Consider the following 14,160-nt stretch of genomic DNA (forward strand, 5'->3'; position numbering starts at 1 on the left):
TCAAGGTTCGACACTGGCGGCATGGCTTCTCCGATCACCGCTTCCTCACCCGTCGTCGGCTCGCCGACGCGCACCCGGCTGCCCGTCAACGGCCTGCTCGCACTCGCCTCGATCGTGTTCGTCGGCGTCGTCACCGAGATCCTGCCCGCAGGTCTCCTGCCGCAGATGAGCGCCGACCTCGGCGTCTCGGAGGCGCAGATCGGATGGCTCGTCGCGGCCTATGCGGTCACGACGGCGGTGACCGCCATCCCCCTCACCGCACTGACCCGAGCGGTGCCCCGCAAACGACTGCTGCTCTCGCTCGTGGTGGGCTTCGCCCTCGTCAGCGGCATCACCGCGATCGCGGGCGACTACACGACCATCCTCGTGGCGCGCACGTTCGGCGGAATGCTCGCGGGGCTGCTCTGGGCGATCGCCGCCGGGTACGCGATGCGCATGGTCGAACCCGAGCACTCGGGTCGCGCGCTCTCGATCGCAATGGTCGGCACGCCGCTCGCGTTCGCGTTCGGGCTGCCGATCGCGACGACGCTCGGCTCGCTGCTCGGCTGGCGCGCGGCCTTCGCCGTGCTCGCCGGCCTCGCCCTCGTGCTCGCCGTGTGGGCTGCACTGGCCCTCCCGGCGTTCCCAGGAGAACGGGCGGGCAGCCGACCGGGCCTCCGCGCCGTGCTGCGCCTGCCAGGTCTGGTCGCCGTGCTCGCGACCACCGCCGCCTTCGTGCTCGCCCACAACGTGGCGTACACCTACATCGCCCCGCTCGCCGTCGCCTCGGGTCTCGATGAGCGCATCGACGTGGTGCTGCTCGTGTTCGGCGTCTTCGCGGTGGCCGGCGTGCTCGTCTCGGGTGCCCTCGTCGACCGGCACCTCCGCGCGATGGTGCTGATCGCCGCGGCGGCGCTCGGCGTCGCCATGCTGGCGATGGGATTCTTCGCCGAGCAGCCGGTCGTCGTCTACGGCGCGGTCGCACTCTGGGGCGTCGCCTACGGCGGCGCACCGACCCTGCTGCAGTCGGCCCCCGCGCGCATCGCCGGCAGCGCCGCGGACGTCGCCCAGTCGATGGTGGTCGCCACCTGGAACGGCTCGATCGCGGTCGGCGCGTTCCTCGGCGGCGTGGTGCTCGACGCGGCGGGCGTCGGCGGGCTGCCGTGGATCGCGCTGGCCCTCGTCGCCGTCGCGGCGCTCATCGCCTCGACCTCGCGCGCGGCGTTCGCACCGCTCGACTGAGCGCGAAGGAGCGTCTCGAGACCTGGGGGCACCAGGTCTCGAGACGCGTCCTCATCTGTCGGGCGCTCCTCGACCAGCGGAGGCGGCTACCAGAGCAGGATCGGCACCGGCACCGTCCGCGTGCCGGCGTAGCCCTCGTCGCCGGTGAAGACCGCGTGCACGAGGTGCAGGCCGCGGCCGAGCTTCGGCAGCTTCAGGTTGACCCGGCCCTTGTCCTTCGCGGTCAGCGAGACCTCGGCGAGCTTCGTCCCGCCCTCGTACACCGCGAACGTGCCCGTCGGCGTCGAGCCGTCGAACGCGACGACCTTCGCGACGTACTTCACGGCCGAGCCCGCCTTCGCGAGGAGCTTGTCGGGCGCACCGAGGGCGAGCGTCGCCACCGCGGGCGGCGGCTGCTCGTCGACCAGCACGGCGACGCTGCGGGCCGGCACGGTGACCGTTCCCGTCGCGGCATCCCAGCTCGTCTGCTTGACGACCGCGTCGGAACCCGAGGCCTGCGCCTCGGCGAGCGCGAAGCCGCGCCCCGCGAGCCCGCCGACCGTCTGGCTGACGGCCGACGGCGAGGCGTTGAACACGACGAGCGCCCCGTCGAGCTCGGGGTCGACATCGTCGCCCACGAGGTCGTCGATCTGCATGACGATGACGCCCGGCGTCGCGTCGGGACCCGAGTTCGGGAAGGACACCTTCTGCTCGATGAGCTCGGCCGAGCCCAGCTGCAGCAGGTCGACCGAGGAGCGCACGCGCAGCAGGTCGAGGGCGGATGCCTCGGCTGCAGCCATGTCGGCCGCCGTCGGCTTCAGGGCGGGGTCGGCGAGGAGCGGGCCCATGACCGACCACTTGCCGCCGTTGTCGGCCTCGCCCGGGAGTCCCGAGCCGAAGGTCGACTCCTGGCCGGTCCAGTCGATGCGGTTGAACCAGTCGCCCGAGTTGTAGCTGTTGCGGTCGAGCGACTTCGAGCGCAGCAGCTCCGTTCCGGCGTGCCAGAACGAGGGCGACTGCGAGAGCGTCACCGTCGCGAGCGACAGCGTGTTCATGCGCACCCGGTCGGCCATCGGCGTGCCCTGCGGCAGCTTGAACACCGAGAGATCGTAGAGCGTCTCGTTGTCGTGGGCGTCGACGTAGTTGATGACCTCGTCGGGCTGGTCGGCGTAGCCGGCCGGTGAACCGCGGTAGTCGAGCTGGTCGCCGCGCACGCTCTGCCCCGTGGCATCCTCGAGCTCGTAGGCGCGCAGGTTGCCCGCCAGGCCGAGCTTCACGAGATCGGTCTGGTGCGCGAGGTCGGCGAGCTGGTCGGCCTGCGACGGGGTGCCGGGGCGCCCGTTCGGGTCGGTGCCGAGGCCGGTGCCGAAGCCCTGCTGGAACGTCGAGGAGCCGTCGACCGGGCTGCCGCCGTGCACGGCGTCGCGCAGCCGGTCGTTGAACGTGCCGATGCCGGTGCCGCCGAGCTGACCCTGCGTGGCTTGCTCGAACAGCGCGTTGTTCGCGACCTCGCCGAAGTTCCAGCCTTCGCCGTACAGGTACACCTTCGACCCGTCGACCCCGTCGGCCTCGAGGGTCAGCTCGTCGAGCGCGGCGCGCACGGCGAGCATGTTCTCCTTCGAGTGGTGGCCCATGAGGTCGAAGCGGAACCCGTCGACCTTGTACTCCTTCGCCCACAGCACGACCGAGTCGACCATGAGCTTCTCGGCGACCTCGTGCTCGGTGGCGACGTTCTGGCAGCACGTCGAGGTCTCGACCGCGCCGACCGCGTTCAGCCGCTGGTAGTAGCCGGGCACGATGCGGTCGAGCACCGACTTCTGGCCCTGACCGGCCTCGGCGGTGTGGTTGTAGACCTCGTCGAGCACGACCTGCAGGCCCGTCGCGTGCAGCGCCCCGACCATCTCGCGGAACTCGGCGACGCGCGCCCCGCCCTCGGGGTCGACGGAGTACGAACCCTCGGGCGCCTGGAAGTGGTACGGGTCGTACCCCCAGTTGAAGCCGTCGAGGTCGCGGACCGCGTCGATGCACGCCTGCTGCTCGGCCGAGGCCGGGCCGAAGCTCGCAAGGTCGCACTGGGGCGTCGCCTGCGCGGCGCGCTCCTCCTCGATCGTCGCGAGGTCGAACGTCGGCAGCAGATGCACGGTGTTGATGCCCGCCTCGGCGAGCTCGGTCAGCTGCTGGGTGCCGGCCGAGTCGCGAGTGAAGGCGCGGTAGGTGCCGCGCTCCTCCTCGGGCACGGTCTCGTCGGTGATCGAGAAGTCGCGCACGTGCAGTTCGTAGACAGCACGGTCGACGGGCCGCTCGACGACGGGCGCGGGCGTCTCGGCCCACTGCCCGGGGGCGAGGGCCGGGTCGTCGAGGTCGACGACGACGGTGCGCGCCGAATTCGTCGTGAGGGCCACGGAGTACGGGTCGGTGACCGAGTTCTGCTCGATCTCGCCCGTCGACGGCGCGAACACCTCGACCGACCAGCGGTACTCGTCGCCCGCGGCGACGCCGTCGACCGACCAGGTGCCGCTCGCGTCGTCGCGCACGGCCTCGGTCACGCTCGGGTCGCCGGTCGCGCCGGCGCTCCAACGCTCGAGCGAGACCTGACGGGCGGTGGGCGCCCACAGGGTGAGCGTCGCGTCGCCGTCGTTCCAGCTCGTCCCGAGCGCGGTGGATGCCACGGCGTCGGCGTAGAGGTCGTCGAGCACGCCGGGCAGCTGCACGCCGGTGAAGGCGGTCAGCTCGTCGCCGACCCGCTGCGCGACCGCGAGCTGCTCGGTGAGGAGCTCCTCGACCTCCGCCCGGTCGGCCCCCGTGACGCGCAGCGCAACGAAGCCGTCGAGCGCGGGGAACTTCGCGAGCTGCTCGTCGGTGAGCCCGGCCGGGTCTCGTTCGAGGGCGACCGCGTCGCCGCCGCCCGTCACCTCGCCGGCCGTCACCCCGAGGCCCGCGTCGGCCGCGTGCTCGAGGGTCCACGTGGCATCCGATGCCGGGGCGCCGCCGAGCAGGGCCGCAGGCCAGGCGAGCGTCTGCTCGTCGACCCAGTGCGCCTGCGACTGGCCGGATCCGGCGAGCGGCGGGTCGGTGACGACGATCTCGAGCACGTGCGTCGCGAGGGTGTACCGGAACTCGACGAGCTTGCCGCCGGTCGCGGTGAACGTGTAGTTCGCGCCGCCCGGCGCGCCGCCGACGCCGTAGTTCTCATCCCAGCCGAGCCCGTGCGCGACCTTCGCCTCGTAGGCGCCATCCGGAATCGACGAGGTCGAGAAGGTGTACACGCCGTCCCGGTCGCCGTCCTGCATGAGGGAGGCGAGGCAGTCGGGCGCCCAGTCGCCGGCGCAGCCGATCTCCTGCTGGAAGCTGCCCGGCAGGGTGACGACGGGGCCTTCGGCGCTCGACGACACGACCTTCGTGACCGGGTTCCAGTAGAACGTCACCGGCTTCGAGCCGTCGGTCGAGTACGTGATGTTGCCGCCGTTCTGCTCGCCGTTCGCCCCGTAGTTGAGGTCCCAGCTGCCGTTGAGCGCGACCTTGTACTCGTAGTCGCCCGCAGGCACGTCGAAGGTGCCCGAGTAGATGCCGTCGGCGCGGAGCGTCAGCTTCGCGGCCTCGCAGCCCGGGGCCCAGTCGCCCGCACAGCCCATCTCGCTGTTGTGCGAACCCGGCACGGTGACGAGGTCGATCGGCTGCTCGGGCTCTTCGCCGCCGTCACCGAGATTCACGGCGTTGCCGACGCTCGCGTAGGTGCTCGCCGCCGACCGCTGACCGGCGGCGTCGGTCGAGACCGCGCGGTACTCGATGAGCGTGCCCTTGGCGAGGCCGGCCGTGTCGTGGAAGACGCGGGGGCTCGTGTCCTCGGCGGTGCCGAGCGCGTGCCACGCGTCGTCGCCCGCGCCGGCGACACGCCACGCGAAGCTCGTCTCCTGCCAGGTGGCGTCGTCGACGTCGGCCCCGACGGGCGTGATGCCCGTCACCCCGGCGCCCGCGACGGGCACCGCGACCGAGATCGCGGCGGCCGCGTCGGGCGCGGTCACCTCGCGGTCCGCGCGCAGCACCACGGTGCCGAGCGCGGGCACGGTGACGGATGCCACGCCGTCGGCGTCGGCCGTGACCGTCGCCGTGCCTGCGCCGCCCGCGCCGCCGTCGTAGAGCACCTCGAACACGCCGCTCTTCGTCAACGTCGGCACCTGCACGGTGCGCGCCTCGGCGGCGTTGTTCGCGGCGACGAGGAACTCGACCTTGTCGCTGCGGTCGGCGCGGCTGAACGCGTAGACGCCCGCACCGTTGTCGACGTAGCGCTCGATCTGCGCGCCCGTCGAGAGCGCCGGGTGCGCCTGCCGCAGCGCAGAGAGTGCGGCGATGTGCTCGTAGAGCGGGGCATCCGTGCCGAATCGGTCGACGCTGCCCGCCTGCTCACCGGTGACGAGCTGCTGGTTCTGGTACTCGGTCACCTGGCTCGCGAACAGCGACTGGCGGGCGTCCTTGTCGCCGCCCGTGCCGGCGAAGCCCTGCTCGTCGCCGTAGTAGACGACGGGCTGGCCGCGGGTCAGGAAAAGGAGCTCGTGCGCGAGCTCGTCGCGCTCGAGCGGGGCGCCCGTCGACTGCAGGAAGTAGCCGACGCGACCCATGTCGTGGTTGCCGAGGAAGGTCGGCAGCGCCGTCGCCGACGAGTCGGGCGTCGTGTAGTAGTCGTCGCCCGCGAAGAGCGACTGCAGGTTCTTCGCCGAGTTGCCGGCGGCGAAGCTCACCGCCTGCGACTGGAAGGTGAAGTCGAGCACCGAGTTCATGTCGGTCTTGCGCACGTACGGCGAGAGCTTCTGCGGGTCGGCGTCGTACACCTCGCCGAACATGAAGAAGTCGTCCTTGCCGGCGGCGTGCGCGTAGTCGAGCACCTCGGTCGACCACTGCTCCCAGAACTCGAAGTTCACGTGCTTGGCGGTGTCGATGCGGAACCCGTCGATGCCGAGGTCGATCCAGCCCTGGTACACGTCGATGAAGCCGTCGACGACGGTCGGGTGCTCGGTCATGAGGTCGTCGAGGCCGACGAAGTCGCCGAGGGTGACCGACTCGCCCTCCCACGTCGAGTCGCCGCGGTTGTGGTACAGCGTCGGGTCGTTGAGCCAGGCCGGCACCTTGAGGTCGGCGTCCTCGGCCGAGATCATCGGCGTGTACGGGAAGCTCGTCGCCGCGTCGAGCGCCGGGAAGTCGGCGGACGTGTCGGCGCCGGCGAAGTCTGCGGGGTCGAACGTGCCGCCGGCGGCGTCGCGGTACGGGCTCGTCGCCTGGTCGACGTACGAGTACTGCTGCTCTTCGTAGTCGATGACGTCGGCCGTGTGGTTCGTGATGATGTCGAAGTACACCTTGATGCCGCGGTCGTGCGCGTCGGCGATGAGGGCCTCGAGCTCGGCGTTGGTGCCGAGGTGGGGGTCGATCTGGGTGAAGTCGGTGACCCAGTAGCCGTGGTACCCGGCGCTCGCGTTCTGTCCCTCGCCCTGCACGGCGCGGTTCTTGAAGCTCGGGGTGAGCCAGATCGCGCTCGTGCCGAGCCCGTCGATGTAGTCGAGCTGCTCGCGGAGGCCCGCGAGGTCGCCGCCCTGGTAGAAGCCCTTGTCGGCGGGGTCGAACCCGGTCGCGAGGCGGTCGCCGGTGAGCCCGCCCTCGTCGTTCGACGGGTCGCCGTTGGCGAAGCGGTCGGTCATGACGAAGTAGAAGGTCTCGTCGCTGCCGGGCTGACGCACCGGGTCGGCCACGAGGGCCGCGTCGGATGCCTCGTCGTAGGCGCCGGCCATCGCGCCCGGGGCGAGCTCGAGGCCGACCTTCTTGAGGGTGTCGTCGAACACGACGCGAACGGCGGTGTCGCCCGCGACGGTGAGCGGGATGTTGTCGCCGCCGCCGTTCAGCCCGTACGCCTCGTCCCATGTGTCGTTCACGGCGACCTTGTACTGCCAGTCGCCCGCGGGCACCGTGAAGTCGGCCGCGAAGACGCCGGGCGTCGACGTCGGCAGGAGCTCGGTCTCGGCGCAGGCTGGCGCCCAGTCCTCGGCGCAGCCGAGCTCGGACTGCAGGTCGCCGACGAGCGCGAAGCTGCGATCGGCCGCGGTCGCGGCGGTGATGCCGAGGCCGGGAGCGAAGCTCAACGCCGTCGCGGCGAGCCCTCCGGTCACGGCGGCGGCCAGCCACCTGCGGACGTGTGAGCGTTGCGTCATCTTCGACTCCCGATTCCCGGCACGACTCCGTGCACCGACACTGCTCGCGAACGTAGCAGCGTCGGATCGGTTAATGCAAGCGTTTGCAATCGGGATGACTCTGGGTTGCCGTCTCCCGCTTGATCACTCGCGAGCATCCATGCAAACGCTCTCAATTGTGAGCCCAGCCGGGCTCAGTCGGGCTCAGCCGTCGATGGGCGGGTAGGTGTCGAGCAGGAACGTCCGCAGTTCCTCCAGGCACTGCTCGATCGGGCCGGCGGCGTAGTGCTTCTCCTCCCAGACGCCGAAGAGCGTGATCACGAGCGGACCGGCGTTCGTCGTGATCGGGAGGGGGACGAGGTCGAAGCGCGGATCGTCGGAGAGGATGCAGATGCCGCGTCCGGCGGCGGCCATCGCCTGCGCGAGCGGCGGCGACTCGGTCTCGATCGCGGGGGTGAACTTCAGCCCCGCACGTGCCGCCGCCGAGTCGAACAGCTGGCGCACGCCGTGCGCGCGGCTCATCACCAGCAGCGGGTGCGCGACGAGTTCGGCGATGCCGATCGAGTCGCGATCGGCGAGCGGATGATCCGGTCGCACCTGCGCCCAGAGGTACGCGTGACCGAGGATCTTCGTGCGGAACTCCTCGGGAGGCAGGCGGGTGCCGACTGCGAAGTCGGCACGTCCGCTCGAGATGGCGCCGTACACCTGCTCGGGCATCGCCTCGATGACGTTGCCGATGACGCCGTCGGGCCCCGAGCGCACGATGAACGGCGCGACGATGTCGGTCGCCGTCGTCGGGGCGGTGACCACGGTGAGGTTCGGTGCGGTCCCTCGCGCGATCGCGGATGCCGCGTGGCCGGCCTGCGAGGCGCGGGCGACGAGGTCCTCGGCGATGGGCTGGAACCTGCGGCCGGCCGGGGTGAGGGCGAGCCCGCGCGCCGAACGCTCGAACAGCTCGAACCCGAGATCCTGTTCGAGGCGACGGATCTGCCGGCTCAGCGAGGGCTGCGCGACGTGCACCTCGGCCGCCGCGGCGTGCAGGGTTCCGCCACGGCAGACGGCGAGGAAGTAGCGCAGCAGTCGCAGATCCATCGATACCTCCCAGGCATCACTTCGGCCGAAAACAAGTATTGGCGCGTCAACTCTCGCTGTCCATAGACTGGCCGCACTTCGACGCCGAAGCGACCCCCCTCGGCGGCGACACCCACCCCCAGGAGGCAGTCATGGCAGTCATCCCGACGCGACGCCGTCGCGCACTCACCCTTCTCGCCGCCGGGGCCGCCGTCACCGGCCTCGGCCTCACCGGATGCACGGTCGGCGGTGCGAGCGGTGCCGACACCGGCAGCGACACGGCGGTGCTGAGCGTCGCCGCCTCCGCCGCGATCACGACCTGGGACCCGGTGAGGTCGTTCTCGACGGAGGCGCTCTACCTCGGCAACGTCTACGAGCCGCTGCTGTGGAAGAACGCCGAAGGCGCCTCCGAGGACTTCACGCCCGGCATCGCCGAATCGTGGGAGGTCGACGCCGACGGGCTCACCTGGACGTTCCACATCCGCGAGGGCGTCACCTTCCACGACGGCGAGGCCGTCGACGCCGACGCCGTCGTGGCGAGCATCGAAGCGGCGAAGGAGTACGCCGGAGCATCCTTCATCTGGGCGCCGCTCGAATCGATCGAAGCGACCGACGAGACGACCGTGGTCATGCACCTCGCTTACTCGGCGCCGATGGACCTCGTCGCCGCATCGACCTACGGCGCCTGGATCGTCTCGCCGAAGGCGCTCGAAGCCGCGGCCGACGACGAGACGTACTTCGAGGCGGGCATCGACGCGGGCACCGGGCCGTACACCGTCTCCTCGTACACCCCCGGCGAGAAGGTCGTGCTCGAGGCGTACGACGAGTACTGGAACGAGGACGCGGCCCCCGGCTACGACATCGTCGACATCGCCATCACGCCCGACGCCGTCACCGCGCAGCAGATGCTGACGTCGGGCGAGGTCGACCTCGCCACGAACCTGCCGCTCGAGAACATCGACACCATCGCCGAAGAGCTCGGCAGCGAGGTGCGCACGGCGAACTCGCCGTTCAACTTCCTCGCGTACTTCAACACGACGCGGCCGCCGCTCGACGACCCGAAGGTGCGCCAGGCCTTGAGCTACGCCGTCCCCTACGAGGACATCATCGAGGTCGGCGGCGCAGGCTACGGCGCCCAGTCGCACGGGCCGGTGCCGAAGGGCATCTTCCCCTACTCCGAGGACGTGCCGCAGTACCAGCAGGACCTCGACAAGGCGGCCGCACTGCTCGCCGAGGCCGGGCACGCCGACGGGCTCGAACTGACGCTCAGCTACGCCTCCGAGAACTCCGCCGAAGCCCGCTTCGTCCCGCTCATCAAGGACGCCTTCGCGAAGATCGGCGTCGAGCTCGACGTGCGCGCCGAACTGTTCAACCAGCAGTGGGAGACCGCGAAGGCCGACCCCGCCACCGCGCAGGACATCTTCGTCGTCTACTACTGGCCGACGTACAGCGACGCGGGCGCCGACAACCTGTACTCGCTGTTCCACTCGAGCGATGAGCCGTTCTTCAACCTCAGCTACTGGAAGAACGCCGAGTACGACGCGCTCGTCGACGAGGCCGGCACCCTCACGGGCAGCGACCGCGCCGCCGCCCAGGCGATGTACGAGCAGGCGATGGACCTGCTCGTCGACCAGGCGCCCGGCATCTTCCTCTACGACGCGCAGGCCGTGAGCGTCATCCCCGAAGACCTCGAGGTCGCCGACTTCAACGAGAACTACCCCTTCACGACCTTCTTCGCCCCCATCCGCCCGGCGAGCTGACCCGCCCGGTCCGCCGTGCCCCGCTCGGGTGAGCCCGCCCCCACGGGCTCGCCCGAGCACCCCCGAACGTCACAGGAGACCCCATGTTGCGCTTCCTCGTCAGCCGGCTCGGAACCGCGGTCCTCGTGCTCTTCGTGCTCACCCTCGTCGTGTTCGTGCTCTCCCGCGTGATCCCGGCCGATCCGGCGGTCGTCTACGCCGGGCCGAAGGCGCCGCCCGAAGAACTCGAGCGCATCCGCGAGAAGCTCGGCTTCGACCAGCCGATCGTCGTGCAGTACTTCAGCTACCTCGGCGGGCTCGTGACCGGCGACTGGGGCGACTCCCTCGCCACCAAACGGCCCGTGCTCGACGAACTCGCGACCCGCCTCCCCGCCACCCTCGAACTGCTCTTCGCCGCGATGCTCATCGCCGTCGTCATCGGGATCCTCCTCGGCGTCATCGCCGCGAAGCGGCCCGGCGGGCCGCTCGACGGGGTCATCCGATTCCTCGCGATCGGCGGGGTCTCGATGCCCGCCTTCTGGCTCGGGCTGCTGCTGCAGGTGCTGTTCGTCGGGCAGCTGAAGCTCCTCCCGGCGACCGGCCAGTTCAGCACCGAGGTCGACTACCTCTCCCCCATCACGACCGTCACCGGTTTCCCGCTGTTCGACAGCCTCATCACCGGCAACTGGGCGGCGTACAGCGACGGGCTCGCCCACCTCGTGCTGCCCGCGATCACCCTCGCCGCCTACCCGCTCGGCCTCATCGCAAGAATGACCCGCGCCTCGATGCTCGAGGTCCAGGGGCAGGACTTCATCTTCACCGCGAACGCCTACGGCCTCCGCGACGCGCTCATCAGGTGGAAGCTCGCGCTGAAGAACGCGATGCCCCCGACGATGACCATCATCGGGCTCGCGGCCGCGTACGCCCTCACCGGCACCTTCTTCGTCGAGGTCGTCTTCAACTGGCCCGGCATCGGGCAGTTCGCTGCCGGCGCGATGCTCGCCGTCGACTACCCGGCGATCATGGCGATCACGCTCCTCGGAGCGGCCGGCTATCTCATCGCGAACCTCGTCGTCGACCTCGTCCAGGCACGACTCGATCCCCGAGTGAGGCTCTCATGACCGCCGCCGCCGCGCTGCCCGTCTTCGTGCCGATGGGCGGCAGCACGCTCAGCCGGATCGGGCGGGTGCTGCGCACCGACCGGCTCGCCGCACTCGGCCTCGCACTCATCGTGCTCGTCGTGATCCTCGCCGTCTTCGGCCCGTGGCTCGCCCCGTTCCCCGAGCAGGGCTACGGCGAGACGAACGTCGCGACCCGCGGGCTCGCGCCGAGCGCCGCGCACTGGTTCGGCACCGATCAGCTCGGCCGCGACGTGCTCAGCCGGGTCATCATCGGCGCCCGCCCCGCGCTCACGATCTCCCTCTTCGTCGTGTTCGTCGCCGCTCTCATCGGGATCCCGCTCGGAGCCATCGCCGGCTACCGCGGCGGCTGGCTCGACGAGGTGCTCATGCGCGTCACCGAGGTCTTCCAGGCGTTCCCGCCGCTGCTGCTCGCCATGGTCACCGTCGCCATCCTCGGCCCCAGCCTCATGAACGCGGGGCTCGCCCTCGCGATCTGCTGGTGGCCCTGGTACGCGCGGCTCGTGCGGGCCGAGGCCCGCTCGCTGCGCGACCGCCCCTTCGTCGAAGCGGCGCGATCGATCGGCGTGCCGATGTGGCGGATCCTCCCCCGCCACATCCTGCGCAACTGCCTGACCCCGGTGCTCGTGCAGGCGACCGTCGACGTCGGCAGCGTCGTGCTGGCGGCAGGCTCGCTCGCGTTCATCGGGCTCGGCGCGCAGCCGCCCGCACCCGACTGGGGGCTCATGGTCGCCGAGGGGCGCGGGCAGATCTTCACCGCCTGGTGGATCTCGACGTTCCCCGGTCTCGCGATCTTCGTGACCGTGCTCGGCTTCAATCTGCTCGGCGACGCGCTGCGCGACTTCTTCGACCCCCGGCAGGTGCAACGATGACCTCGCCGTTCCCGGCGCAAGCGCCCACGCAGACCCCGACGCGCGAGCTGCTCCGCATCGACGAGCTCGAGATCGCCTTCGCCGAGCGCGGCACCCTCACGAACCGGCCGGTGCGCGGCATCAGCCTCACGGTGGCGCCCCGCGAGGTCGTCGGCATCGTCGGCGAGACGGGCTGCGGCAAGAGCCTCACCGGGCTCGCCGTGCTCGGGCTGCTGCCGCGGGCGGCGGTGCCGAGCGGCCGGGTGCTGCTCGACGGCGTCGAGCAGCCGCTCGACGGGCGCGGCTCGGCGCGCGGCGATGCGATCTCGATCGTGTTCCAGAACCCCGGCACCGCCTTCAACCCCGTCTTCACCCTGGGCCGGCAGATGCGCGACGTGGTCGCGCGGCACCAGCGCGTCGACGGCCGCCGGCTGGGGCGCGCCGAGGCGAACGCGCACATCCTCCACTACCTCGAACAGGTCGGGCTCCCCGACCCCGAACGCATCGCGCGCAGCTACCCGCACGAGTTGTCGGGCGGGATGCTGCAGCGCGCCATGATCGCGATGGCGCTCGTCTGCGAGCCGAAGCTCCTGATCCTCGACGAGCCCACGACGGCACTCGACGTGACGATCGCGAAGCAGATCCTCGAGCTCATCCTCTCCCTGCGCGACCGCTTCGGGTTCGGGGTGCTGCTCATCACCCACAACCTCGGCGTCGTACGCGAGGTCTGCGACCGCATCGCGGTGCTCTACGCGGGCCGGGTGGTCGAGACCGGTCCGACGGCGGCCGTGCTGGCCGCCCCGGCGCATCCGTACACGCGGGGCCTCCTCGGCGCGCTGCCCGCGCGGCATCGGCCGGGGCAGCCGCTCGAGGCGATCCGCGGCTCGGTGCCGGGCAACCTGCTCGGGCTCGAGGGCTGCTCGTTCCGCGACCGCTGCCCGGTCGCCGTCGCCGGGTGCGCGACGATCGACCCCGGACTCGAACCGGTCGCGCCGCTGCACGAGGCGGCCTGCATCCTGGCCGGCGAGGCCGGCGACCCCGGCGAGGCCGGCACCGCCGACCGGACCGCGTCGAATGGAGGCCGCCCATGACCGACATGCTTCGCGTCGAGAACCTCGTCAAGGTGTACAAGGCGCACGGGTCGGAGGTGCGCGCGGTGGACGGCGTGAGCTTCACGATCGAGGCGGGCACGACGTTCGGCCTCGTCGGCGAATCGGGGTCGGGCAAGAGCACCGTCGCACGCTGCGCACTGCGGCTCATCGAGCCGACCTCTGGCACGTCGAGCATCGACGGCGAGGCGATCGGCGCACTGCGCGGGCGAGCGTTGCAGCGGCTGCGCGCCCGGACCGGCATGGTCTTCCAGAACCCGGTCGCGGCGCTGAACCCGCGGATGACGATCGAGGAGTCGATCGCCGAGCCCCTGCTCACCCACACGACTCTGCGTGGTCGGGCGCTCTCGCAGCGCGCCCGCGAACTGCTCGACGAGGTCGGGCTCGCCGCCGCGCACGCCGAGCGGCTGCCGCACCAGCTCTCGGGCGGTCAGTGCCAGCGCGTCGGCATCGCGCGGGCGCTCGCGACCCGGCCGAAGCTGCTCGTCCTCGACGAGCCGACCAGCGCCCTCGACGTCTCGGTGCAGGCGCAGGTGCTGAACCTCCTGCAGGAGCTGCGCCGCGAGCACGCACTCAGCTACCTGCTCATCTCGCACGACCTCGACGTGGTGCGCCACATGAGCGACACCGCGGGCGTGATGCGCCGCGGTGCGCTCGTCGAGGTCGGCCCCGCGCGCGAGGTGCTCGTCGACCCCCGCCACGAGTACACCCGGCGACTGCTCGCGGCGATGCCCGAGACGCCCGGCGCGGTGGTCTTCGCGGGCGGCGACGGCCCGGGGCATCCGCCCGGTTTCGATGCGCCGGATGCCACGGGCACCCGCCCTTCGATCGCCACCGACCCCACCGAGAACAGGACCCTCTCGTGACCGCACCGGTTT

At 71.2% G+C, this 14,160-nt stretch carries 8 protein-coding genes; 6 read left to right on the forward strand and 2 right to left on the reverse strand.

The genetic code is table 11. The features are described from left to right. Window positions 1-21 precede the first annotated feature (21 nt). Complete coding sequence (locus ACFVTX_RS14500; RefSeq protein WP_386901280.1) at window positions 22-1,221, forward strand: MFS transporter; 1,200 nt, start codon at window positions 22-24, stop codon at window positions 1,219-1,221. Window positions 1,222-1,307: 86 nt separating this feature from the next. Here the strand turns inward: ACFVTX_RS14500 and pulA are convergent, their stop codons facing one another. Together pulA and ACFVTX_RS14510 are read right to left on the reverse strand one after the other, a co-directional pair. Continuing rightward, window positions 1,308-7,394: a pullulanase-type alpha-1,6-glucosidase gene (gene pulA, locus ACFVTX_RS14505; RefSeq protein ID WP_386901281.1), complete on the reverse strand. Its 6,087-nt coding sequence runs from the start codon at window positions 7,392-7,394 to the stop codon at window positions 1,308-1,310. A 183-nt stretch (window positions 7,395-7,577) separates the two neighbouring features. After that, window positions 7,578-8,465, reverse strand: coding sequence for a LysR family transcriptional regulator (locus ACFVTX_RS14510; protein WP_386901283.1), 888 nt, complete (start codon window positions 8,463-8,465; stop codon window positions 7,578-7,580). 131 nt (window positions 8,466-8,596) lie between these two features. Between ACFVTX_RS14510 and ACFVTX_RS14515 the strand changes: the two genes are divergently transcribed. The 5 genes from ACFVTX_RS14515 to ACFVTX_RS14535 all read left to right on the forward strand — a co-directional run bounded on the left by ACFVTX_RS14515 (window position 8,597) and on the right by ACFVTX_RS14535 (window position 14,148). Further along, window positions 8,597-10,204, forward strand: a complete 1,608-nt coding sequence (locus ACFVTX_RS14515; RefSeq protein ID WP_386901285.1) for an ABC transporter substrate-binding protein — start codon at window positions 8,597-8,599, stop codon at window positions 10,202-10,204. Between the two features lie 83 nt (window positions 10,205-10,287). Further along, complete coding sequence (locus ACFVTX_RS14520; protein ID WP_386901287.1) at window positions 10,288-11,304, forward strand: ABC transporter permease; 1,017 nt, start codon at window positions 10,288-10,290, stop codon at window positions 11,302-11,304. Beyond that, a complete protein-coding gene (locus ACFVTX_RS14525; protein ID WP_386901289.1) occupies window positions 11,301-12,194 on the forward strand; it encodes an ABC transporter permease in 894 nt (297 codons plus the stop codon). The genes ACFVTX_RS14520 and ACFVTX_RS14525 overlap by 4 nt, the downstream gene beginning before the upstream one ends. Beyond that, the gene (locus ACFVTX_RS14530) at window positions 12,191-13,264 is read left to right on the forward strand and encodes an ABC transporter ATP-binding protein (protein WP_386901291.1); all 1,074 of its coding nucleotides are present in this window, start codon (window positions 12,191-12,193) and stop codon (window positions 13,262-13,264) included. Before ACFVTX_RS14525 ends, ACFVTX_RS14530 begins: the two co-directional genes overlap by 4 nt. Continuing rightward, entirely contained in the window at window positions 13,261-14,148 is an 888-nt protein-coding gene (locus ACFVTX_RS14535) for an ATP-binding cassette domain-containing protein (protein ID WP_386901293.1), read from the forward strand. Before ACFVTX_RS14530 ends, ACFVTX_RS14535 begins: the two co-directional genes overlap by 4 nt. Window positions 14,149-14,160 lie beyond the last annotated feature (12 nt).

Origin of the sequence: Agromyces sp. NPDC058136 (assembly GCF_042884375.1) — a bacterium.
Taxonomy (GTDB): Bacteria; Actinomycetota; Actinomycetes; order Actinomycetales; family Microbacteriaceae; genus Agromyces.